This window comes from Streptomyces corynorhini (assembly GCF_003346515.1).
In the GTDB taxonomy this organism is placed as follows: domain Bacteria; phylum Actinomycetota; class Actinomycetes; order Streptomycetales; family Streptomycetaceae; genus Streptomyces; species Streptomyces corynorhini.
In genome coordinates, this window is record NZ_QQNA01000090.1 from 1 (window position 1) to 23725 (window position 23725).

The 23725-nt window shown below is 71.8% G+C and carries 18 protein-coding genes, 1 pseudogene and 1 riboswitch; of the genes and pseudogenes, 10 read left to right on the plus strand and 9 right to left on the minus strand.

Features of this window, described 5'->3' with window-relative positions; translation table 11 throughout:
- Both DVH02_RS12875 and DVH02_RS12880 read left to right on the plus strand, forming a co-directional pair.
- Nucleotides 1-460, plus strand: a pseudogene (locus DVH02_RS12875) (SWIM zinc finger family protein); the annotation flags it as partial.
- 45 nt (nt 461-505) lie between these two features.
- A complete protein-coding gene (locus DVH02_RS12880) occupies nt 506-2170 on the plus strand; it encodes a DUF5691 domain-containing protein (RefSeq protein WP_199566260.1) in 1665 nt (554 codons plus the stop codon).
- Nucleotides 2171-2321: 151 nt separating this feature from the next.
- On the opposite strand, the gene DVH02_RS12885 is transcribed toward DVH02_RS12880, so the two are convergent.
- Complete coding sequence (locus DVH02_RS12885) at nt 2322-2735, minus strand: cobalamin B12-binding domain-containing protein (RefSeq protein WP_114623930.1); 414 nt, start codon at nt 2733-2735, stop codon at nt 2322-2324.
- 373 nt (nt 2736-3108) lie between these two features.
- Between DVH02_RS12885 and DVH02_RS12890 the strand changes: the two genes are divergently transcribed.
- Both DVH02_RS12890 and DVH02_RS12895 read left to right on the plus strand, forming a co-directional pair.
- The gene (locus DVH02_RS12890; RefSeq protein ID WP_114623931.1) at nt 3109-3996 is read left to right on the plus strand and encodes an esterase/lipase family protein; all 888 of its coding nucleotides are present in this window, start codon (nt 3109-3111) and stop codon (nt 3994-3996) included.
- 257 nt (nt 3997-4253) lie between these two features.
- The gene (locus DVH02_RS12895) at nt 4254-5990 is read left to right on the plus strand and encodes a M23 family metallopeptidase (protein WP_114623932.1); all 1737 of its coding nucleotides are present in this window, start codon (nt 4254-4256) and stop codon (nt 5988-5990) included.
- Nucleotides 5991-6092: 102 nt separating this feature from the next.
- Here DVH02_RS12895 and DVH02_RS12900 read toward each other — a convergent pair whose 3' ends face one another.
- Nucleotides 6093-8654: an ATP-dependent DNA helicase gene (locus DVH02_RS12900; RefSeq protein WP_114623933.1), complete on the minus strand. Its 2562-nt coding sequence runs from the start codon at nt 8652-8654 to the stop codon at nt 6093-6095.
- Between the two features lie 273 nt (nt 8655-8927).
- Nucleotides 8928-9104: riboswitch (cyclic di-AMP (ydaO/yuaA leader) on the plus strand.
- On the opposite strand from DVH02_RS12900, the gene DVH02_RS12905 reads away from it, so the two are divergent.
- Nucleotides 9103-10356 carry a C40 family peptidase gene (locus DVH02_RS12905; RefSeq protein WP_114623934.1) on the plus strand — a complete coding sequence of 418 codons (1254 nt, stop codon included), beginning with the start codon at nt 9103-9105 and terminating at the stop codon, nt 10354-10356. (Overlaps the previous riboswitch by 2 nt.)
- A gap of 43 nt (nt 10357-10399) precedes the next feature.
- Here DVH02_RS12905 and DVH02_RS12910 read toward each other — a convergent pair whose 3' ends face one another.
- The gene (locus DVH02_RS12910) at nt 10400-10753 is read right to left on the minus strand and encodes a hypothetical protein (RefSeq protein WP_114623935.1); all 354 of its coding nucleotides are present in this window, start codon (nt 10751-10753) and stop codon (nt 10400-10402) included.
- A gap of 253 nt (nt 10754-11006) precedes the next feature.
- On the opposite strand from DVH02_RS12910, the gene DVH02_RS12915 reads away from it, so the two are divergent.
- Nucleotides 11007-12074, plus strand: coding sequence for a C40 family peptidase (locus DVH02_RS12915; RefSeq protein WP_114623948.1), 1068 nt, complete (start codon nt 11007-11009; stop codon nt 12072-12074).
- Between the two features lie 168 nt (nt 12075-12242).
- A complete protein-coding gene (locus DVH02_RS12920; protein WP_233518199.1) occupies nt 12243-12623 on the plus strand; it encodes a hypothetical protein in 381 nt (126 codons plus the stop codon).
- A 371-nt stretch (nt 12624-12994) separates the two neighbouring features.
- Here DVH02_RS12920 and DVH02_RS12925 read toward each other — a convergent pair whose 3' ends face one another.
- On the minus strand, nt 12995-13702 hold the full coding sequence (locus DVH02_RS12925; RefSeq protein ID WP_114623937.1) for a LuxR C-terminal-related transcriptional regulator: 708 nt from the start codon (nt 13700-13702) through the stop codon (nt 12995-12997).
- Nucleotides 13703-13978: 276 nt separating this feature from the next.
- Complete coding sequence (locus DVH02_RS12930) at nt 13979-15277, minus strand: ATP-binding protein (RefSeq protein WP_114623949.1); 1299 nt, start codon at nt 15275-15277, stop codon at nt 13979-13981.
- 158 nt (nt 15278-15435) lie between these two features.
- Here DVH02_RS12930 and DVH02_RS12935 point away from each other — a divergent pair, with 158 nt between their 5' ends.
- Nucleotides 15436-16812, plus strand: coding sequence for a PspC domain-containing protein (locus tag DVH02_RS12935; protein WP_114623938.1), 1377 nt, complete (start codon nt 15436-15438; stop codon nt 16810-16812).
- A gap of 156 nt (nt 16813-16968) precedes the next feature.
- Here the strand turns inward: DVH02_RS12935 and DVH02_RS12945 are convergent, their stop codons facing one another.
- The 4 genes from DVH02_RS12945 to guaA all read right to left on the minus strand — a co-directional run bounded on the left by DVH02_RS12945 (nt 16969) and on the right by guaA (nt 21036).
- A complete protein-coding gene (locus tag DVH02_RS12945) occupies nt 16969-17493 on the minus strand; it encodes a DoxX family protein (protein WP_114623940.1) in 525 nt (174 codons plus the stop codon).
- A gap of 166 nt (nt 17494-17659) precedes the next feature.
- The gene (locus DVH02_RS12950; RefSeq protein ID WP_114623941.1) at nt 17660-18925 is read right to left on the minus strand and encodes a hypothetical protein; all 1266 of its coding nucleotides are present in this window, start codon (nt 18923-18925) and stop codon (nt 17660-17662) included.
- Nucleotides 18926-19062: 137 nt separating this feature from the next.
- The gene (locus DVH02_RS12955; RefSeq protein ID WP_233518200.1) at nt 19063-19320 is read right to left on the minus strand and encodes a hypothetical protein; all 258 of its coding nucleotides are present in this window, start codon (nt 19318-19320) and stop codon (nt 19063-19065) included.
- A gap of 132 nt (nt 19321-19452) precedes the next feature.
- Complete coding sequence (gene guaA / locus DVH02_RS12960) at nt 19453-21036, minus strand: glutamine-hydrolyzing GMP synthase (RefSeq protein WP_114623943.1); 1584 nt, start codon at nt 21034-21036, stop codon at nt 19453-19455.
- A 370-nt stretch (nt 21037-21406) separates the two neighbouring features.
- Between guaA and DVH02_RS12965 the strand changes: the two genes are divergently transcribed.
- Complete coding sequence (locus DVH02_RS12965; RefSeq protein ID WP_114623950.1) at nt 21407-21751, plus strand: chorismate mutase; 345 nt, start codon at nt 21407-21409, stop codon at nt 21749-21751.
- A gap of 751 nt (nt 21752-22502) precedes the next feature.
- On the plus strand, nt 22503-23588 hold the full coding sequence (locus DVH02_RS12970; RefSeq protein WP_233518201.1) for an LPXTG cell wall anchor domain-containing protein: 1086 nt from the start codon (nt 22503-22505) through the stop codon (nt 23586-23588).
- The last annotated feature ends 137 nt before the right edge of the window (nt 23589-23725 follow it).

Here is a 23725-nt window from a genome sequence, read left to right on the forward strand (position 1 = left end):
CGGGGCGGGGCGCGCGCCGAAGCTGGGGCTGCCGGTGGGGCTGATGATCGAGGCGGAGATCGTGCCGCATCCGGGCGCCGGGCAGTCGCGTGCCGACTGGGGCGAGCAGTTCGGCGCACCGGGCCCGATCGAGGAGCCGCCGCCTGGCGGCTCGACGGGGGCGGCGATCGAGGCGTACGGCGCGGCGCTGCGGGCCGATCCCTGGCTGGACTCGGTGCCGGTGACGCTGCGTCGGGTCGTGCCCGTCGGGACGGGCGGCGGTGGCTGGCAGCTGGCCGACGCGGACGGCGAGTCCGCGCTGCCCCTGGCGTCCGCCGGGCTGTCCCGCTCCGGGCTGTGGAAGCTCGCGGCGCTGTCCGGCGGCGGCCCGGTCACGGTCTTCGGTGAGTTCGGCCACCGCGGCTTCCAGCCGCTGGCGGCCTGGGCCGAGGACGTGGCAGGGACGATTGCGCTCACCTGACCGCGCCACCCCCTTCGGACGAACCGACACCCGCACGGAGGACCGATGACCAGCACCACCACAGACAGCGGCGGCGGCACGACCGGCACCGCCGACGCCACGAACACCGCGACGGCCCCCTGGGAGAGGCTCGTCGTCTCGGCGCTGCTCGGCACGGACCGCCGCACCCCGCCGCCGGCTCTCACCGGCGGCGGCAAGGAAGGGCCCGTGGCCCTGCTGGACGCCGCCGCGCTCCACACCGTGCGGCGCAGGGCGGGCCTGGTTCCCGCGCGCGCCGGGGACCGGCCCGAGTCCGCGCCGCACGACGGGCGCCGCCCCCTGCCGGAAGCGGCCGGCCGACGGCTCGTACAGCTGCTCGACGACCGGTCGGCGCCCTCGGGCGGCGGACGGCGGGGCGCGACGCCGGATCTCGGCGAGCTGCTCCCGCAGTGGCTGACCGCTGCCAACCAGCACGGGTACCGCGCGCCCGCCGACGCCCTGCCAGCGCTGCTGGACGCCGCACGCGCCCGCACCGATCTGCGGCCCCAGACACTGCTGTTCGCCGGAGGGCGCGGACGCTGGCTCGCCGGGCTCAACCCCGAGTGGAAGTTCGCCCTGCGCGGGGCGCCCGGCGGTGCGCGGCTACCCGGGCTCCAGGACGCCGGGGCCGTCCACCGGCTCTGGGAGGAGGGCCTGTTCGCCGAGCGGATCGCGCTGCTCTCCGCCGTACGCGCCGAGGACGCGGAGACCGCTCGGACGCTGCTGGCCACGACCTGGGCCACCGAGCGCGCCGAGGACCGGCTGATGTTCCTCGACTCCCTGCGGGCCGGTCTCTCGGCCGCCGACGAACCCTTCCTGGAGAAGGCGCTGTCGGACCGCAGCCGCAATGTCCGCTCCACGGCGGCCGAGTTGCTCTCCGCGCTGCCCGGCTCCGCGTTCGCCCGCCGGATGGCCGCCCGCGCGTCGACCTGCGTGAGCATGGACAGGACCGGCGGCGGCCAGGTGGTCGTCGTCGAGGCCCCGCACGAATGCGACGCGGAGATGCAGCGCGACGGTGTGCTGCCGACCCCGCCGACCGGCCGCGGCGAACGTTCCTGGTGGCTGGGCCAGTTGGTGGAGGCCGCGCCGCTGGACATCTGGCCGGTCAGGCTCGGCGGCCGGACGCCCGAGGAGATCGTCGCGCTGCCCGTCCTGGACGAGTGGGCGGACGAGCTGCACGCCGCGTGGTGCCGGGCGGCCATCAGACAGCGGGACGCGCGCTGGTCCGCCGTGTTGCTCGGGGCGCCGTCGGCCTCCCCGTCGGGCGGTCCCGGCACCTCGTCCCTGGCGGAACGGGCCCAGCTCCTGGCCACGCTGCCCGCCGCCGAACGGTCGGCCTGGCTCGCCTCGTTCATCTCCGCGCACGGCCTGTCGGAGGCGTTCCAGCTGCTGGGCGTCTGCGCCGTGCCCTGGGCGGAGCCCGTGGGCCGCGCGGTGGTGGACGCCCTGGAGATAGCCAGGGACGCCGGCAGCTACCCCTGGAGCTTCAGCGGGGTCATGGGCCTGGCCGAGCGGTGCCTCGACCCGGCGGAAGCGGCCCGGCTGGAACTGCTCACGGCCACCCCTGACGAGCCGGAAGGAGCGTCACCCGGCGCGGGCGGATACTGGTCGGAGGCGTTCCAGCGCCTGGTCTCCACGCTGCGCCTGCGCGCGTCCATGCTCGCGGAGCTGGCCGACGCCAGGACCGGATGAGTCCGGAGTCGGCCAGTCCGGAGTCGGTCAGTCCTGAGTCGGTCAGTCCTGAGTCGGTCAGTCCTGAGTCCCGGCCGACATCGTCCCGCGCGGGCATCGCGTCCCGCGCGGGCGGCGCGTCCCAGGGGGGCATCGCGTCCCAGGCGGCGCGTCACGCACCGGCCGGCTGGCGGACATGGGCGTTGACCCAGGCGACGATCGCCGTGGTCGTGGCGCCCGGGGTGAAGATCTCGGCCACCCCCAGCTCCTTCAGCGGGGCGATGTCGTCGTCGGGGATGATGCCGCCGCCGAAGACCTTGATGTCCTGTGCGTCACGCTCCTTCAACAGCTCCAGCACCTTGGCGAAGAGCGTGTTGTGGGCGCCCGAGAGGATGGACAGGCCGATCGCGTCGGCGTCCTCCTGGATCGCGGTGTCCACGATCTGCTCCGGCGTCTGGTGCAGGCCCGTGTAGATGACCTCCATGCCCGCGTCGCGCAGAGCCCGCGCGATCACCTTCGCCCCTCGATCGTGGCCGTCGAGACCCGGCTTGGCCACCACCACACGAATCGGACCAGCCACACCCATCACTGCCTCCACATACGACGATGCCGCCATCGGCACGTGCCTCCGCGCGGAGCCGGATCCGGCTCCGGGCACGGAGTAGTGAACGAACGTTATCCACAGCATCCCGCAACTCGTCGTTTCGTGAAGGTCGGCGAGGGGGAAATCACACGTGGGACATGTTCGCTTTGCGGCGTTCCGTTACCACTCGGCACACCCGGCCGGGCAGGAGGGCCGCAAGGGGAGCCGCAGCGGAAGTCGCCACCCGGGCGCCGTTCCACCGCGCCGCCAGCCGCGCGGCACGGTGGGGCGGCTCGCGCGGGGCGGCGCCTCGCGGCGCCCCACGAGGGCGCGCGGGGACAGAGCCGTCACCCGGGCGCCGCGCCGGAGGTCGGCCATGAAGGTCTTGCCGTTCCATCCCCCGCTTCCGTCACTGCACCCACTTCCGTCACTGCGCCCGCTTCCGTCACTGCCGCCACTGCCCCCGTTCCCCACGGCCCTCCTGCGCGCCACCGCGCTCGAACTGGCGATCCTCACCGGCCACGCCCTGCTCTATCCGGCCGGAATCACCCAGGAGCGCCGGGTGCGGGCCGCCGCCCTGCCACCGGAAGCCTCCGCGCTCCCCACCGAGGGCCGCTCCCAACCGCCCGTCGTACTGCTCCACGGCTTCGCCGACAACCGCTCGGTCTTCGTCCCGCTGCGCCGCTCCCTCGCCCGGCACGGCCGACGTCACCTCATCTCCCTCAACCACTCCCCGCTGACCTGCGACATCCGCACGGCGGCCGAGCTGCTCGGCCGGCACATCGAGGAGATCCGCACGCGCACGGGACACCAGCGCGTCGACATCGTCGGGCACAGCCTCGGCGGTCTGATCGCCCGCTATTACGTGCAACGGCTGGGCGGCGACGCCCGGGTACGGACGCTGGTCACCCTCGGCACACCCCACGCGGGCACGACGGTCGTCCCGCTCGCGAACGTCCACCCCGTCGTCCGGCAGATGCGGCCCGGATCGGCGGTGATCGAGGAGTTGCGGCTGCCCGCGCCCGGCTGCCGTACCCGGTTCGTCAGCTTCTGGAGCGATCTCGACCAGCTGATGACACCTCCCGGGACGGCCCGCGTCGAACATCCGGACCTGCGCGCGGAGAACGTGAAGGTGAGCGGGGTGGGCCACCTCGGCCTGACCGTCCATCCGGCGGTGGCCGCCTGCATCCGGCACGCCCTGACGACAGACCCCGTCACCGACGAAAGTGGCGCCCCGGTCGGCGGATCCGCGTCGGTCGCCTGACCCGACAGCCCTCGTTTCGACCGCAGTTACTCGAACATTTATCGAACGTAGGGCCAAAGCTGCGCCCACAGTTCCCCGAAACACGGCCGAATGACCGTTTCGGTGAACCACGAAACCCAGGGAAGATTGTGGCCGTCGCATACCGCCGGGTACAGTCGCGGCCACTGCTTTCCTTCCGGGACCCGTCCGATCGGTTCGATCCGACCACGACGGAACCCGGACACCCTGGTTCTGCTGCCGAGGCGAGAGAGAAGTTGGTGAACGACCAGCACGCCCACGCCGGGTACGCCGCACATGACGGCTACCAGAACGGCAGCTTCGCGACGGATCCCCTGTTCGGCAACCTTCCGGACGGCTCGGCCGGTTCCGAGGGGCACACCGGTCACTCGAACCACTCCGGTTACGAGGGCTCCGGTTACGACACCTCCGCGGTCGCCCCCGCCCCGTACGACACCGCCCCGTACGACACCGGCCAGTACGACTCCACCCAGTGGGGCACCGGCTCCCACACGACGGTGGGGTACGACACGTACGGCACAGCCCAGTACGACACCAGCGGCCAGTGGTCCACCGCCAGCGCCGACACCTCCGGTCAGTGGGACGCGACCGCCTGGAACACGGCGAACACGGCGCCCGAGCCGAACCAGCCCAACGGGCCGGGAGCGGCGGGGCAGTTCGAGAACACCGCGTTCGACAGCGGACAGTTCGACAGCAGTCAGTTCGACAGTGGCCAGTTCGACGGCGGGCAGTTCGACGGCGGGCAGTTCCAGAACGCCTCGTTCGGCTACGGAGACCAGACGCAGGGACTCGATACGGCGCTCCCGTTGGAGACACCCCCGTTCGAGACCGCACCGTTCGCATACGAGGCCACCGCCCAGTGGACGGCTCCCGCGTTCGACACCGGCGCGTACGAAGCCGCGTGGAACGCGCCCGCGGCAGCGCCCGTCTCCCACCAGGACACGGTCCTCGTGGCGGCCGTCGTACCGGAGCAGTACGGCGCGGACACCTCGTACGAGCCGGATCCCGCCACGCAATACAGCCCGGGGGCCGACTTCGACGCGCCGGGTCCCGAGCCTGAACGGGCGTACGACACGGAAGCCGACGCCGCCGACCCGGCGTCCGCGGCCGAGAACCCGCACGAACCCGAATCGCTGCACATGGCGGCGACCATGACGGTCCCCGCCGTGAGCGTCACCCCGCGCCCGGTGGGCCGGGCCGGCGGCAGTGGAAGCGGTGGCCGAGGCCGCCGCCGTACCCCCGCCAAGCGCTCCGCACTCCTCACGATCGCCGTCCCCTCCGCCTGTGTGATGGGCGTCGCCGGTGTCGCCGCCGCCTCTGTCGGCAGCCTCAACGGTGGCGAGGACGCCAAGGACGGCAAGGCCACCACCGCATCGGCCGCCGACACCGCCACCCAGAAGCCCGAAGCCGCCGCCGCCGCGAACAAGAAGCTGGACACCCAGCTCGCCACGCTGAGCGCCGGTGCCCGTGACTTCGGCGACCGCGCCAGCCGTACACAGGAGCGCATCGACCTCCAGGCCCGCCAGGAGGCCGACCGCAAGAAGCGCGTGGAGGAGGCGGCACGCAAGGAGGCGGAACGCCCCAAGTTCGTGCTCCCCGTCTCGCAGCACGGGCTCAGCGCCTACTACGGCCAGGCCGGCGTCAACTGGATGTCCGTGCACACCGGAATCGACTTCCCCGTCTCGTACGGGACGCCGGTGATGGCCGCGACGGACGGCACCGTACGGACGCAGTACAACAGCGCCTACGGCAACATGGCCATCGTGACCTCCCCCGACGGCACCGAGACCTGGTACTGCCACCTCAGCAGTACCAAGATCCGGTCAGGTTCGGTCAAGGCGGGCGACGTGATCGCCTACTCCGGAAGCTCGGGCAACTCCACCGGACCCCACCTGCACTTCGAGGTACGGCCCGGGGCCGGCTCGGCGATCGACCCGCTGCCGTGGCTGCGCAGCCACGGCGTCGACCCGACCTGACGGCCGACGGTCACGGCGACGACCGTAGCCCTGGGCCCTGTCTGCAAAGTCCNNGGACTTTGCAGACAGGGCCCAGCCGCGTACGTCTCGGGCGTCCGGTGGCTACAGCTTCTCGACCGGCGCGTACCGCAGCAGCAGCCGCTTGGGCTTCGTGTCGCCGAAGTCCACCGTCACCTGCGCGTCCGCGCCCGTCCCCGTCACCGCCATGACCGTTCCGAGGCCGAACTGGTCGTGCGTGACACGGTCCCCGACGGTCAGGGAGATCACCGGCTTGTCGGTCGTGCGCCGGGTGGCGAACCCCGTGGGCCCGCCCGACCGCGACCGCGCGGAGGCCGAGGACGAGAGCGAGGACGCGATGCCGGAGACCGGGCCCGCCGGGATCTGCGCGCCGGTCCGCTTCCACTCCAGATGCTCTCCCGGAATCTCCTCCAGGAACCGCGACGGCGGGTTGTACGCGGGCTGCCCCCAGGCGCTGCGCATCGACGACCGCGTCAGGTAGAGCCGCTCGCGGGCGCGCGTGATACCGACGTACGCGAGCCGCCGCTCCTCCTCCAGCTCCTTCGTCTGGCCGAGGGAACGCATGTGCGGGAAGACGCCGTCCTCCATGCCCGACAGGAACACCACCGGGAACTCAAGGCCCTTGGCGGTGTGCAGCGTCATCAGCGTGATGACCCCGGAGCCGTCCTCGTCCTCGTCGGGGATCTGGTCGGAGTCGGCCACGAGAGCCACCTTCTCCAGGAACTCGGCGAGAGTCGGAGGCCCGGCGGGGGCGGCGGGACCGCCCTCCCCCTCGGCGCCGCCGTCACCCGCGTCCGCCGCGTCACCCGCGTCCGCCGCGTCACCCGTGTCCGCCGCGTCCTCGCTGCGGCCCTCGGCCTGGCCGCGCTCCTGCTCGAATTCCAGCGCCACCGCCGCCAGTTCCTGCAAGTTCTCGATCCGCGTCTCGTCCTGCGGGTCCGTCGACGCCTGCAGCTCCGCCAGATAGCCGGTCCGTTCGAGGACGGCCTCCAGGACCGTCGCCGGGCCCGCTCCCGACTCCACGATCGTGCGCAGGTCCTCCATCAGCGTGTTGAAGCGCTTGACGGCGTTGGCGGAGCGCGCCGCCATCCCGTACGCCTCGTCCACGCGCCGCAGCGCCTGCGGGAAGGTGATCTTCTCGCGGAGGGCGAGGGCGTCGATCATCGCCTCCGCGCGGTCCCCGATGCCGCGCTTGGGCACGTTGAGGATCCTGCGCAGCGGTACGTTGTCCTCCGGATTGGCCAGCACCCGCAGGTAGGCCAGGACGTCGCGGACCTCCTTGCGCTCGTAGAAGCGCACGCCGCCGACGACCTTGTACGGCAGGCCGACCCGGATGAAGATCTCCTCGAAGACGCGGGACTGCGCGTTCGTCCGGTAGAAGACGGCCACGTCGCCTGCCTTGGCCTCCTTCGAGTCCGTCAGCCGGTCGATCTCGTCGGCGACGAACTGCGCCTCGTCGTGCTCCGTGTCCGCGACATAGCCGGTGATCCGGGCGCCGGCTCCGGCGTTCGTCCACAGGTTCTTCGGGCGGCGGCTCTCGTTGCGCTCGATGACGGCGTTGGCGGCGCTGAGGATCGTCTGCGTGGAGCGGTAGTTCTGCTCCAGCAGGATCGTCGTCGCGTCCGGGTAGTCCTCCTCGAACTGGAGGATGTTGCGGATCGTGGCGCCCCGGAAGGCGTAGATCGACTGGTCGGCGTCCCCGACCACGCACAGCTCGGCCGGGTGGTGTCCCTCGCCCGAGGGGCCCACCAGTTCGCGTACGAGCGTGTACTGGGCGTGGTTCGTGTCCTGGTACTCGTCGACCAGGACATGGCGGAAACGCAGCCGGTAGTGCTCGGCGACGTCCGGGAACGCCTGGAGGAGATGGACGGTGGTCATGATGATGTCGTCGAAGTCCAGGGCGTTGGCCTCGCGCAGCCGCGCCTGGTACATCCGGTACGCCTCGGCGAGCATCTTCTCGAAGCCGTCGGCCGCCTGTCCGGCGAAGGTCTCCTCGTCGATCAGCTCGTTCTTCAGGTTCGAGATCTTGGCGCTGAAGGACTTGGGCGGATAGCGCTTGGGGTCGAGGTCGAGATCGCGGCAGACCAGGGCCATCAGCCGCTTGGAGTCGGCCGCGTCGTAGATCGAGAAGGACGAGGTGAAGCCGAGCCTCTTCGACTCCCGGCGCAGGATCCGCACGCAGGCGCTGTGGAAGGTCATGACCCACATCGCGTTGGCGCGCGGGCCGACGAGCTGCCCGACGCGCTCCTTCATCTCACCGGCGGCCTTGTTGGTGAAGGTGATCGCCAGTATCTGCCCGGGGTGCGCGCCGCGGGTGCCCAGCAGGTGGGCGATCCGGTGGGTCAGGACACGCGTCTTGCCCGATCCGGCCCCGGCCACGATGAGCAGGGGCGATCCGGTGTGCACCACGGCCGCGCGCTGCTCGTCGTTCAGCCCGTCGAGGAGCGCGGCGGGGTCGACGACCGAGCGCGGGGCGCCGTCGCGGTGGTACGGGTCCCGGGCCGGCGGCGCGTCGAACGCGCCGCCGAAGAGGTCGTCGGGCACCTGCTCCGGGGCATGGTCGTCCTGCTCCTCGGGCGGCGGCGGGTGCTCGTCACCGGAGGGCTGGAGGTCCGCCAGGAAACTGTCGTCAAAGAGGCTGCTCATCGCCTTCCGATTCTAGGCGGCCGCACTGACAACCCGCGCCCGCCTCCCGAAGTCTCCACACCACCGGCCCGCCCCCGGCTTGTTACGATCAAGCGATCGATGAATTACCGAGCGTGACGCTATACCCTCCATTGGCCCGCCTCGCACCTCACTCCCGCAAATGGTCACGAAAATGTTTCGGGCATATCGACCATCCACCTTCACATCAGCAGCACAACTTGGCTAGCGTGCTCGATCAGGCAGCCCGTATCCCCCAGGCGATCCACGCCGAGCGGGCGGCCCGCGCCGAATTCGGCCTTCCCACAGGGAAGTTCGAAACCGGGGACCCACTCTGCACCACCGGGGTGAATCGGGCCGTACGTTTCCCCGTACGCACAAGGCCCGTAGGGCAGCCTTCCGTTCCCGCCCGAACCCGACAGCTAACCCGGTAGGCGGTCCACGGAAGGAGATGCCGACCTTGGCGTCGCATCGCAAGTCGCGCAACCGTAGCGGCGTGGGCTCCAACTCCCCCGCCGTCGGGGTCACCACGGCCGCCATCGCCTCGGTCACGCTGCTGTCGACGCAGAGCGCGGACGCCGCGCCCGCCGAACCGAACCCCTCGGTAGAAGAGGTACAGAAAAAGGTCGACGACCTGTACCGCCAGGCAGGCAGCACGACGCAGCAGTACAACAAGGCGAAGACCGCCACCGCGAAGCAGAAGCGCACGGTCGACCGGGTGCGCGACAACGTCGCCAAGAGCGCCGACAAGCTGAACGAAGCCCGCCGCACGCTCGGTTCGTACGCCGCCACCCAGTACCGGGAAGGCACCGTCGCGCCGACCGCCGCCCTCCTGTTCGCGGACGGCTCGCAGGCCCGCCCGGAGCAGAAGGAGGTGCGGGACCGGCCGGCCGAGCGCCGGCAGGGCGCCGTCGCCGACGTCCAGACGCACCAGGCCGACCCGGCGAGACAGCGCGCGTGGGCCACCGAGGGACTGGAGTCGCTGGCCGATTCGCAGACCTCGCTGCGCACGAGCAAAGAGACCGTCCAACAGAAGCTGGCCGACGCGCGCACCCTGCTGGCGAAGCTGTCCGCGCAGGAGCGGACCCGGCTGGCCGCCCTGGAGCGCAAGAAGGAAGAGGAGGCACGGCGCGAGGCCGAGGCGAAGTCCAGGGCCGAGGCCCGCGACGCGGCTCTGGCCGCCGAGCGTGAGCACCAGGAGCACCAGGAGCGGCTCGACCGGCAGGAGCGGCTCGACCGGCAGGAGCAGCCCGCCACCGCCGTCCCCGAGCCCTCGGCCGCCACCGCCGTCCAGGCCGTACCGGGCACACCGGGCGCGGAGGCCGGTCTGCCCGCCTCGCCCGGCAGCGCGTACGCCACCAAGGCCGCGAAGGTGCTGGCCTTCGCCCGCGCGCAGATCGGCAAGCCGTACGTCTGGGGCGCCTCCGGCCCCAGCTCGTACGACTGCTCGGGGCTGACCCAGGCGGCGTGGAAGGTGGCCGGTGTGGAGCTGCCGCGCACCACCTGGGACCAGGCGAACACCGGCACCGGCGTCGCGACCGACGATCTGCTCCCGGGCGATCTGGTCTTCTTCTACGACGACGTCAGCCACGTGGGCATCTACATCGGCGACGGCATGATGATCCACGCCCCCAAGCCGGGCGCGAACGTCCGCGAGGAGTCGATCTACTACATGCCGATCCACGGCAGCGTCCGCCCGGCCTGACCGCCGCTCCCGACGAGGACCTGGCCGACGCGGCGCGCGTGGGTCAGGTCCAGAGCGTCGCGATGAGGATATTGGCCACGGTGAGCCCGCCCACCGCGCCGAACAGCGGCTTCGGGGCGCTCTCCTCGTCGCGCCGCACGTACACGATGCCGAGGATCACGATCAGGACGGCCAGCTTGACGCCGATCTTGATGTTGTTCAGCGTGTGCCCGTCGGCCTGGTTGAGGCCCACCAGCACCATTCCGGTGATCAGCATCGTCAGCGCGCCGTGCAGCATCGCCGGGCCGAACCGGGCCGTTCCCGCGCTCATCGCCTTCATCTGGGTGAGGAAGCCGCCGAGCAGCGCGGCTATGCCGATGATGTGCAGAGCGACGAAAAGATTGATCAGTACGTCCATATTCGGAGCCTAGCGGCGGCCCTTTCGCCGGTCCTCGGTGAGGCAGACCTCAGTCGCGATTCCGGTCGCGCACGGCCGCGGAGTGACATCACCTCCGTAGCGTCCCGATCGCAAAGTGCTCCGGAACCATCAGCTCCGGCCAATACCGGGCTGCCGAGGCCGGATCGTGATCTGGAGCCTTAGCGTCCTTCTCCAGAGACAGCAGGCAGACGGACAACGGACAGCAGACGTACAGAAGGACGTGGACGCCCCCGTGGCTGCGCACCGCAAACGTAAACAGCGCCCGCTCTCCGGCCAGGCCGGCCGGACGGCCGCCACTCTCGCGCTCGCCGGAGCCGCGACCGCCACCACCGCGGGCGCCCCCTCCCCCGCGCACGCCGAGCCCCGGCTGACGGCCGCGCAGGTCAAGGCCAAGGTGGACAGGCTGTACGAGCAGGCGGAGAGCGCCACCGAGCGGTACAACGGCGCGAAGGTGAAGGCGGACGACGCGCGCGCCTCGCTCACCCTGCTGAGCGACGAGGCGGCCCGCAGGACGGAGCGGCTCAACACCTCGCGCGACGCGCTCGGTTCGATCGCCGCCGCGCAGTACCGCTCCGGCGGTCTGGATCCCGCCGTACAGCTCGGTCTCAGCTCCAAGCCCGAGGATTTCCTCGAAGGGGCGGCGCTGGCCGAGCGGACCGGCGCCCGGCAGGCCGCGATGATCGTCTCGATCCGCCGGGAACTCGGCCGGATCGCCGGACTGCGCGGCCGGGCCGACAGCCGGGCGGCGGAGCTGCGGGCCCGCCAGTCGGAACTGGCCCGGCACAAGTCCGCCGCGCGGGCGAAGCTCGACTCGGCCCAGCGGCTGCTGGACCGGCTCACCGCCGTGCAGCGGGCCCGGTACGACCAGCGGCAGGACCAGGGCACCGGCGGTCAGCAGGGGCGGGGACAGCGGGACCAGGGGCAGCGGGCGGGCGCCGTGCCCGCGCCGAACTCCCGTGCGGCGGCGGCCGTCGCCTTCGCCTACGGGGCGATCGGCAAGCCGTACGTGTGGGGGGCCACCGGGCCGGGCTCCTTCGACTGCTCGGGGCTGACCCAGGCCGCCTGGCGCGCGGCCGGCGTCTCGCTGCCGCGCACCACGTACACCCAGATCAACGCGGGACGGCGGGTGAGCCACGATCAGCTCTCCCCCGGTGACCTGGTCTTCTTCTTCTCCGGCGTCAGCCATGTCGGCATCTATGTGGGCGGCGGGCAGATGATCCACGCCCCGCGCCCTGGTTCGGCGGTCCGGCTCGCGCCGGTCGACCAGATGCCCTTCGCGGGCGCCGCGCGCCCTGTCTAGGCCGCGCACGCCCCGTCCAGTCACCCGCGCGCGCTCCGGCGCACACGCCTGCCCCCGGGGTGATCCGGGGCCGCCGCTCGGGCCAGCCGGAGTGCCGCACGCCCTCCCCTGATCCACGATGAGCGGCGGAAGAGGGCGGAACCGAGGGGGCGGCGAAAGAGGGAAGCTGTGAGACGTGCCAGCGCGGTCCGCGCCACCGGGCTCCTCGTGGGCTCGCTCTTCGTCCTGGCCCCCGTCGGCATCACCCCCCGGGGCTGCGGCGACCTCTCCGGCGGGCGGCTCTGCGTCGAGGGGCCGATCGGCTCCACGGGCGCCTTCACCACACGGTACGTACGGCGTCCGGGCGCGCCCGATCTCTCCGTACGCCTCGGCTACCAGCGCAAGGACAGCCGGATCACGGCGTTTCCCGGCTGGTTCGGCACCCGCACGACCCGGCACGGCCACGCCGAGCTGTCCGGCGTGATCGAGACCGAGCCGGGCGAGTGCGTGCGCGGCGTGCTGGAGGACCGCGGGGGGCGGCTGTACGTCACCCGGTGGCGCTGCTCGTAGCCGTACCGGTCGTAGCAGCACCGCTCGTCGCCGCATTCGCTCGTCGCCGCACCCGGTGGCCGCGCTCGTGTCGTCACCGGGCGGCCCCGCCCGGCGCGTCCGGTACGTGGAGTGGGGTGACACGGTGGGCGCCGTCGGCGGTTCCCGGGAGGAAGCCGGTGCCCGAGGTGGTGCCGGAGTCGGCGGTGGGGGTGGCATTCTCCCCCGGTGGGCGCGCGCCACCACACAGGGCATCGACCGGCGCCGACCGAGGTCAAGAGGCAGCACCCCGTTTCACCATGAACACGCCAAGGCGTCGCTCCACGGGCTTCCGCGCCCTCCCGGGCCCTCCACGGGCTTCCGGGCTCTCCCGGGCCCTCCCCGGCCCCCCGTCAGACCAGCCTGCGGGCCGTCGCCCAGCGGGTGAGTTCGTGGCGGTTGGAGAGCTGGAGCTTGCGCAGTACGGCCGAGACGTGCGACTCCACCGTCTTCACCGAGATGAACAGCTGCTTGGCGATCTCCTTGTACGCGTAGCCGCGCGCGATCAGTCGCAGCACCTCGCGCTCCCGCTGGGTGAGCCGGTCCAGGTCCTCGTCCACCGGCGGGGCGTCCGTCGACGCGAACGCGTCCAGGACGAAGCCGGCCAGCCTCGGCGAGAAGACCGCGTCGCCCTCCTGGACGCGGAAGACCGAGTCGACGAGATCGGTGCCCGTGATCGTTTTGGTGACGTAGCCCCGGGCGCCGCCCCTGATGACCCCGATGACGTCCTCGGCGGCGTCGGAGACCGACAGCGCCAGGAATCGCACCGGGTTCTCCACGGCTCCCATCAGCGGCGCGCAGCGGCGCAGCACCTCCACGCCGCCGCCACCCGGCAGATGGACGTCGAGCAGCACGACCTCGGGGCGGGTCGCGTTGATCACCGAGACCGCCTGGTCGACGTCGGCCGCCTCGCCCACGACCTCGACGCCCGTCACATCCGTACGGCCGATCTCGGCCTGGACACCGGTACGGAACATGCGGTGGTCGTCGACCAGCACGACCCGCGCGTGCCGGCCCTCACCGGCCGCCGCGGCGCCCTCCGCCTGTAGGTCCTCGCTCATGGTCTGTGCCCCTCGCCCTCGTCGCTGTGCCGCCCGCGCGGCACCGTTGCCGGTGCTGGTACTGCCGCCCGCGCGGCGCCGTTGCCGGTGCTGGTACTGCTGCTGGTACGGGCGCTGGTGCCGGTCACGACCCCAGGCCCTGTCTGACACATCCCGCCCGGCCGACGGGCGGACGACGCTGCTGCTGCTGCTGCGCGGACATGCCCCCTCGTACCGTACGGTCCCCGCTCGTACGACCGGAAGTCGCCCGCGCGCCGGGACACGGTGCGCGCGGCGTCACTCGGCCCGCTCCATCTCCAGCTCGACTTCCGTACCGCCGCCCGGCGCGGCGCCGAGCCGGGCCGTCCCGCCGTTGCGCTGCATACGGCCGATGATGGATTCCCGGACCCCCATCCGGTCGCCGGGCACCGCGTCCAGGTCGAATCCGGGGCCCCGGTCCCGCACCGAGACGAAGACCGTACGCCCCTCCACCTCGGCGAAGACCTGCACCGCGCCTCCCTCGCCGCCGTACTTGGCGGCGTTGACCATCGCCTCGCGGGCCGCCTGTATCTGCGCGGCCAGCTTCTCGTCGAGCGGGCAGTCCCCGACCACGACGACCTCGATCGGCACCCCGTGGTAGTCCTCCACCTCGGCCGCCGTCCGCTTGACGGCCTCGGCGAGGGTGCTGGGCTCGTCCTCCTCGTCCTTGCCCGTGCCCTCCGGCCGGTAGAGCCAGGCACGCAGCTCGCGCTCCTGTGCGCGGGCGAGCCGCCGGACCTCGCCCGCCTCGTCGGCGCTGCGCTGGATGAGCGTGAGGGTGTGCAGCACGGAGTCGTGGACGTGAGCGGCGACCTCGGCCCGTTCCTGCGCGCGGATGCGCATCAGCCGCTCCTCGGAGAGGTCCTGGGTCATCCGGACGAGCCAGGGCCCGGCGAGCAGCGCCACCCCGGCCACGACGGCGATGGCCCCCGTCAGCACATTCCCGAACTGGGCCGCCGAGCCGCGCACCACCACGAACACGGCGAGGCCGAGGCCGACCAGGGCGACGCCGGCGACTCCTCGCGCGAGCTGGAGGGCCCGGCGGCTCCTGCCCACCTCGGCCCAGCGGGCCCGGCGCGCGTTGTCCGCCTGGCGCCAGACCAGGACGACACCGGCGCCTATCAAGAGCGTCGGCCAGATGTAACGGTCGGCCTGATTGCGGCCGAGGCTGACACTGCCGATGAACGTACCGGCGCTGATCACCAGCGCGATCAGCGCGAAGATCTGCCCTTTGTCGGGCTTGCGCAGACGGCGCCGGCCGTCGGGGCTGATCTCGAAGACGGAGCGCGGCTCGGCGGCGGTGCCGCCGACACCGAGCGGGACGACGATCCAGAACACCGCGTAGAGCAGGGCACCGAGACCCTGCGCGAAGAACAGGACGAGGAAGACCATCCGCACCCAGATCACCGGCAGCCCGAGATGGCCGGCGAGCCCGCGCGCCACACCGCCGAGCAGCCGGCCGTCCGCGCTGCGGTACAACTTGCGCACCTGCTGCTCCTCGGGCGCGGACGCACGGGAGGAGGAAGTCGCGGCGGCATGGGGCGGGGCGGCTTGCATGTCATCGATGGTCACACGGCGAACCGGGCCGGGGCATCAGGGACGGACCCCTGAGCCGACCCTGATCCCGGGCCCCGAGGATGCCCGGGATCAATATCAGGGACAGTCCGGGGTCGAGGCCGGTGGAGCCGGGGCGCCCGCGCCCGCACCATGGACGTATGACCCAGCCGCTGCCTCCACCGCCGCCCGCGCCGCCCTCGGCGCCGGGTTCCGCTCCGGACTCCGCCGCCCCCTCCGCCACACCGCCGCCCGCGCTCTCGCAGCTGCGGCGCGGCCGTCGGCAGAAGGTGCTCGCCGGAGTCTGCGGCGGCCTGGGCAAGCACTACGACATCGATCCGGTCGTCTTCCGGATCGTGATCGGCGTGCTCACGGTGACGGCGGGCGTCGGACTGATCTTCTACGGCTTCGCGTGGCTGCTGATCCCCCTCGACGGTGAGGAGGAGAACGAGGGGCGCAGGCTGCTGTCGGGGCGGGTGGACGGCGCCTCGCTGATCGCCGTGCTGCTCGCGCTGATCGGCTGCGGGCTGTTTCTGTCGATGCTGGGAAACGAGGAGACGCTGAGCTTCGCCGGGCTGCTGTCGATCGCGATGGTGGGAGCCGCCGTCTGGTCCCAGCGTCGGCGCGCCGCCCCGGCCGACGGCGCCCCGGTGGATTCCTCCGCCGCGCACGCGGCGGCGGAGGCCCCGCCGGAGACCATGGCGCCGCCTTCCCCCGGCAGCCCCTCGTGGTGGCGCGATCCCCTCATCAAGGACGGCCGCGGTGTCCCCGGCGGCTTCGGCCTGCCCGGGGCTGACTATCTGTGGGGCCCCGGCGGCAGCGGGGTGCGGACGCAGGCGCAGCCGTGGAGATGGCACGGCGCGGCCCGGTGGCATCCGCCGCGACCACCGCGACCGCGGGGGCCGCGCGGGACAGCGGGGCTGGTCTTCCTCTTCGCGGTGCTGGCCGCGGGGCTGGGCACGGGCCTCACCTGGGAGAGCCAACCGCTGGGCACGAGTGTGCAGATCGGGCTGGCCGCGGCGCTCGCCGTGTTCGGGATCGGCCTCGCCGTGGGCAGCTTCCTGGGCCGTACGGGACTGGGCACGGTCATGCTCGTGGTGCTCACGGCCGGGCTGCTGACAGGGGCGTCGGTGATACCGAAGGACATCTCCACGCAGTGGAGCGACCAGCGGTGGACGGCGGCCTCGGCCGACGCCGTCCGGCCCCACTACGAGCTGAGTTCGGGCCGGGGCACCCTGGACCTGCGACGCGTGCGGGTGCCCGAGGGGCAGAGTGTGAGCACTTCCGCCAGGGTGGCCGCCGGGCAGTTGAGAGTCGTCGTTCCCGAAGGAGTGACCGTGCGGGTGAACGCCAAGGCTGAATTCGGGAATGTGCGGTTCCCCGGAGAGCGTCCCGATGAGGCGAACGTCTCCCGGGACCAGACCCGGGAGCGCACACTGTCGGCGGACAGGACCCCGGGCAAGGCGCGGCCGGGGACGCTGAGGCTGGATCTCGAAGTGGGCTTCGGCCAGGTGGAGGTCGTCCGTGTGGCGTCATGAGTTCAAGCCGGGCCGGCTGGTGGTGGGGCTGACGGCCCTGGGCGCGGCCGTGCCGTATCTGGGCGACGCGGCGGGTGTCTGGCAGGCGCCGTGGTATCTGGCCCTGGCCGTGGTCGGGGGCGGCCTGTGTCTGGGGGCGCTGGTGGCCTGGGTGAACTACCGCATCCGACGCCGTCGCCCGGCCAGCACGGCGTCCAGGGAGAACACCGGGGCACCGGCCAGCACGAGCGGCAGCCAGGCCATGAGGTAGGGCAGGTCGTTGCCGTAGTAGTAGGGGGTGCTCTGCCAGCTCATCGTCAGCCAGAGGCTGAGCGAGATCAGGACGCCACCGACCGCCGCGAGCCGGGCGAAGACTCCGAAGAGAGTGCCGAGGCCGACGGCCAGTTCGCCCAGGGCGATGGCGTATCCGAACCCGGTCGGGCTCTTGAGGGCCAGGTCCACCAGGGCGGGGAGGGCGGCGCTGTCCCGTACGCCGTGCATCAGCTCCCCGATGGACCCGGTGCCCGTGGCGGCGAGGAACCCGCTCTGGGTGAGCTTGTCGATGCCCGCGTAGATGAAGGTCACACCGAGGAAGATCCGCAGCGGGAGCAGGGCGTAGCGTGCGGCGCTCTCGCGCAGACCGCCCCGGTCGCCGCCGCCGACCCCCAGCCCGTAGGTGTCCGTCCGGTAGCCAAACGTCATCGCTGGTCCGCCTCTCCCCTGTCGGTCCACGCACGCGCGCGAACACTTCAGGCCCCCCAGTGAACCAGCCCGCACCAAAGCCGAATAACAACCTGCCGAATTCGTTCAGTTGTGATCGTTGGGTTGTCTTCGGCCGGGCGCCGCGCGGTCGCGAGCGCGACGCGGTTCAGTCCAGGACTTCGACGATCACGCGGTTGGTCTCCACCCCGGCCGCCGTCACGACCTGTACCTCGACCGCGCCCGGCTCCACTTCGACGGGGACGGGGACGGTGAGGCAGGTGTCCGCCGGGTTGGCGAAGCCGCCGGGGACCGGCACCAACGGCACATGGACGTGGACCGGGCCGATCCGTACGACCATCCGCGCCAGCCGGTCCGGCGTTCCGGCACCGGGCGGCACGAAGCCGACGCCCCGGATCTCGATGTCGTCGCCGGTTCGGACCGGAGCGTCCAGATCGCCGGCCTCCCTGACCCGCACCACGGACAGGATGACGGGCCGCCCGCCCTCCGCGTACTTCCCGGCGAAGTAGGTGGCGGCGGAGACGACGACCAGGAGCGCGAGCGACCACGGCAGATCGGGCAGTTGCTCGGGCCGCCGGGCCAGCCGTACGGCCGCGAAGAACACCGCGACGCCGTTGACCAGGACGTACTGCACATCGGTGAAGCTGCCGCGACCGCCGTCGTCGCAGAGCAGATCCGCGAGCCGGGGCCGCTCGGCCCGTACCTTCTGCAGCCGCCGTGCCAGCACCCGGTCGGACACCACACGGCGTACGACCACGGCGATGGCGCACACCACGGCCAGGACGGCGACCATGCCCGCTCCCCTGGCCAGGTCGAGTCCGGCGATCAGCGTGTCGCGCCGGTCGTGCGCGGAGGCGCCCGCGAGCTGAAAGGCGAGCACGAGCACCGCGAACACCACGAGCAGCACCCAGGCCGAGGCGACGGTCCGCGAGGTCGACAGCCGGTTGTCCTCGCCGATCAGCGGCGCGAGCAGCCCGCCGCGGGCCCGGTGCAGCCGGGCGGCGACGGTCAGCGGCACGGCGACGACCAGCGCCGAGACCAGCCCCGCCGTACGCGCGGGCGACCAGCCCACCCCGATCACGGTGATCACCTGCGTGAGCGCGAGCGCGACGACGCAGCCCCACACGACCAGCAGAGTGCGCCGCCATACGGCGTGCAGCCAGGCGTCACCCGCCGCCCGGCCGCGATCGGCCACGGCGCGCGCCGACTCGGTGAGTTCGTCGGAGATCCACTGCCGGGAGGCCCCCACCGAGTGCGCGACCGCCCCCGGCAGCCCCTGCCCGGCGGCCAGCGCGTCCCGCTTCGCCAGGAACGCGGCCACCGCCCGCCGATGCCCCTCCCGGGCTCCGTGCGGACAGCCCTCGCACGTGCAGCCACCGCCGTGCGCGCCCTGCCCCGCCTCCTGCACCGCCACGCCGATTGCCGCCCTTCCCGCCCCGTGAGTGAACTTCCTTGCAAAGCAAGGGAATTGTCCCGCACGGTGGGAGGGGTACGCGAAGTTTGTCCGGTCGGAGCGGGTGACAACATCGTTACGGTGTTGCCCCGCTGGTCTCAGCTCCGCACGGAACGACGCCGATTGATCGCTGTCAGATCAATCTCGATCGGAAATGGCTCTTTCAACTGAAGCCGCTCGCGGTGGATCCCGGTCGGAACGTACACCTGACCCTCGGCCCGGAACACCAGGACGTCCGGCTCCGGACGGCTCTTGCGATCGATCCCGCTGGTCATCCCACGGTCGACGGCGAGGCCATCAGGCGCCTGATCGAGCAGGGCATTCCCCAACAGGCACATGGGGCGCGTGGTGCGCACGGTGCGCAGGTGAAATCGGGTCTGCGAACGTCGACGCCGCCGCCCATAAGGTCGACGCCGCCGCCCATAAGAACGAGCGACGGCGTCGGCGTTGATGGCACTACCCGAGGGCCGGGGAGCGCCCGGGAGGGCCTACTCCCACTCGATCGTCCCCGGCGGCTTGCTCGTCACGTCGAGGACCACGCGGTTGACGTCCGCGACCTCGTTGGTGATGCGGGTGGAGATCTTCGCCAGTACGTCGTACGGCATCCGCGTCCAGTCGGCCGTCATGGCGTCCTCGGACGAGACGGGCCGCAGCACGATCGGGTGGCCGTACGTCCGTCCGTCGCCCTGGACCCCCACGGACCGTACGTCCGCGAGCAGCACGACCGGGCACTGCCAGATCTCCCGGTCGAGACCGGCGGCGGTCAGCTCCTCGCGGGCGATCGCGTCGGCCTCGCGCAGCAGATCGAGACGGTCGCGCGTGACCTCGCCGACGATACGGATCCCGAGGCCGGGGCCGGGGAAGGGCTGGCGCTGGACGATCTCGTCCGGCAGTCCCAGCTGCTGGCCGACCATCCGGACCTCGTCCTTGAACAGCTTGCGCAGCGGCTCGACGAGTGCGAACTCGATGTCGTCGGGGAGCCCGCCGACATTGTGGTGCGACTTGATGTTGGCCGTGCCGGCGCCTCCGCCGGACTCGACGACGTCGGGGTAGAGCGTGCCCTGGACGAGGAACGCGACGTCCTCGCCCTCCGCGCCCGCCTCGGCGACGATCTCGGCCTGGGCCTGCTCGAAGACCCGGATGAACTCACGGCCGATGATCTTCCGCTTCTGCTCGGGGTCGGAGACCCCGGCCAGCGCGGCGAGGAAGCGCTCCTGCGCGTCGACCACCCTGAGCTGCACGCCCGTCGCGGCGACGAAGTCCTTCTCGACCTGCTCGGTCTCGCCCTTGCGCATCAGCCCGTGGTCGACGTACACGCAGGTCAGCTGGGATCCGATGGCCTTCTGGACGAGAGCCGCGGCCACCGCCGAGTCGACGCCGCCGGACAGCCCGCAGATGGCGCGCTTCTTGCCGACCTGCTCGCGGACGAGAGCGACCTGCTCGTCCACCACGTTCGCGGTGGTCCAGTTCGGCTCGATGCCGGCGCCCCGGTAGAGGAAGTGCTCCAGGACCTGCTGTCCGTGGGTGGAGTGCAGCACCTCGGGGTGGTGCTGGACCCCGTACAGCTTCTTCTCGTCGTTCTCGAAGGCGGCGACCGGGACGACGTCCGTGGCGGCGGTGACGGTGAACCCGGCGGGCGCGGCGGAGCAGGCGTCGCCGTGCGACATCCATACGGCCTGCTCGGCAGGGGTGCCCTCGAAGAGCGTGGAGTCGGTCCTGGAGACCCGCAGCTCGGTACGGCCGTACTCGCGCGCCCCCGTGTTGTCGACGGTCCCGCCGAGCACGGTCGCCATCAGCTGGAAGCCGTAGCACATGCCGAAGACGGGCACCCCGGCCTCGAACAGCGCGCGGTCCACGGTCGGGGCCTGCTCGGCGTAGACCGAGGACGGGCCGCCGGAGAGGATGATCGCCTTGGGGTTCTTGGCCAGCATCTCGGCCACGGGCATCGTGGACGGGACGATCTCGCTGTAGACCCGGGCCTCGCGGACGCGGCGGGCGATGAGCTGGGCGTACTGCGCGCCGAAGTCGACGACGAGAACGACGTCGGGGGCGGCGGGGGGTGCTGCTGGCACGGGGCGGCCTTCCGGCGGTGAAATGAGGGGGGTGCTGATGCCTCGATTCTAACGGGGCCCCGCCACACCCCGGGGACAGTGCCCGGCCGCCGGTGCGGACCTTCGTACAACGCCCGGGGGACGGCCCTTTCGTCTCACCATCCGAACCCGCGTTGCCGGGCACACCGGCACCGGGTCCATACTGTGCGCATGCGCGAGCACCTGACCTACGTCTTTACCTATGGCACCGGCCCGTCCGGCTGCCATGGTCGTGCTGCTTGAGCTGACAAGCGACTTCCCAGGCGCCCCGGGCCGACAAGGCCCGGGGCGCCTGTCGCGTTCGGGGCCCGCGGCTCCCCCGCCCCGAACCGAGGACACCGACATGACCGACATGACCGCCACGCGGAACAAGCGGAACAAGCGGAACAAGCGGAACAACCCGACCGGCGCCGCCCCGGCCACGACCCCCGACACCGGCGCCCGCACCGAGGAGGCCGCCGCCGTCATCGGCGGCGCGCGCGAGCGCATCGACGCCCTGGACGACCGCATCATCGGTCTCGTCCAGGAACGGATCGCGATCTCGGCGGTCATTCAGGACGCCCGGATCACCTCCGGCGGCCGCCGGGTCAACCTCTCCCGCGAGATGGAGATCCTCGCCCACTACAGCGACGCCCTCGGCAAGCCGGGCACGACGCTGGCGATGACGCTGCTGGAGCTGAGCCGGGGCCGCGTATGACCGGGTGAACCGGGCGGCGGGCCCCGGGCACCCGCAGACACGTTCGGGACCAGCTCTCACCCGTACGGCGCGTGACCGCCCGTACCCCGCCTTCGTTGAACTGTCCGGGCGCGCGGACACAGAGGAACCAGCGTGGCTCCGCCGGGACGTGCGACGCACCTCGCAAGTGCGCCGTGGGACCTCGTCCCGGCGACCGTGACCGGTCGGCAGGGGACAGCAGCCCGGTCACACGACGAACGGCCGGCTCCGGGGACGCCCGGGGTCGGCCGCTCGTCTAAGCGCCGAGATCGTCACTCCTCCAGCGGGCCCGCCCCCGGTGCCACGTCCGGTGCCGCGCCAGGTGCCACGTCCGGTGCCCGCGCCAGATGCCACGTCCGGTGCCGCCCCGGATCCGCGCTCAGGGCCGAACCATACGACCCGCGGCTCTTCGACGTCGGTGACGCTGCCTTGAGCCCGTGACGGTCGACGGTCGTACCGACCGACCTGGCCGGACAGTGAATTCAGCGCCATATGCATCGCATGGGGCCGACTTTCGCGCCTCGCTCCCGACATCGACGCCTTCACACGTGACGCACACCACTTAAAGATTCTGTGAAGACCGGTACAACCATTCCCACAGGACACAGGTCTTGCATGCGAAACCAACGGCCTCACCCGTGACCCCCATCTGGGAGGGCCCAACGACTACGCGCCGCCCGACATCGGTGGTGCGCCGAACTTCGCTGAGGTCTCCATGAAGCTCCGCCGCGCTATGGCCGTCGCTGCCGCGACCGCTGTCATAGCCCCCGCCGCCTTCTTCTCCGCTCCGGCCGCTTTCGCGACCGGCGAGGAGAACACGGCGACGACCGAGTCTCCCTCGCCCAGCGAGTCCTCCCCCGCCCCGGGGACCTCGGACGGCTCCGAGGGCGAGCCCACCGAAGGCGCTTCGGAGTCCGCCGACGAGACGACGGAGCCCGGCGACGGCGCGTCCGAGCCGTCCTCCGGCGCGCCCGAGACCTCGGAGCCCGCCGAGCCCGGTGACGGCGGCTCGCCCAGCCCGAGCGCCTCCCAGGAATCGCCCGAGCCCAGTACCTCGCCCAGCACCTCGCCGTCCACGGGACCGGACGACGGCCGCCAGGAGTGCGAGTACGACGAGGACGAGAACGGCGACGTGGACTACGCCGTCGACTCCGACCTGAACACCAGCCTGAGCGGACTGCCGGACAAGATCGTCGCGGGCAGCGGCTTCCACTCCTTCAAGCTCAACGTCTCGAACAAGAGCGACAACGCGTACAAGCGTCTGGACCTCGGCGTCTTCGCCGCCCAGATCGACGAGAAGTCACCGTGGTGGATCAACAGCGACCACCTGACCCTCCAGTTCAAGGACCCCGAGTCCGGCAAGTGGACGGACATCTCCCTCGACTTCGATGACGAGGGCGTCGGCTACCTGGGCTTCACCGACGTCAAGGCGAAGGAGTCCTTCTCCATCGACCTGCGGCTGAGCGTGGACAAGTCCGCCCCGGCCGGTCTCGCCTACGCGCTCACCATCGGCACCTACGTCAACGACGACGGCACGTGCGTGGACGCGGGGGGCGAGGACCTCTTCTACGAGTTCGAGATCATCGCCGCCGGTACCGACCCGGGCAAGCCCAACGACGCCAAGCCGCAGGGCGGCAAGAAGCCGCTTCCCGTCAAGCCTGCGGGCAACAACGAGATCAAGCCGGTCGGCACGCTCGCCCAGACCGGTTCCTCCTCGATGGTGCCCGTCATCGGCACGGTCGGCGGCATCGCCATCCTCGCCGGTGCCGGCGTGATGTTCGCGATGAAGCGCCGTCGCGACGGTGACGCCACGGCGTGACCCACACACGTACGACGTGACCCGTAGCGCCCACGGCGCCTCGTGTCACGCGCGCGAAAAGAGAGAGGCGCTGCACTCGGAGGGGGGTGCAGCGCCTCTCTCATGCGCTCATGCGCTCATGGGACGTTGGGCGTGGG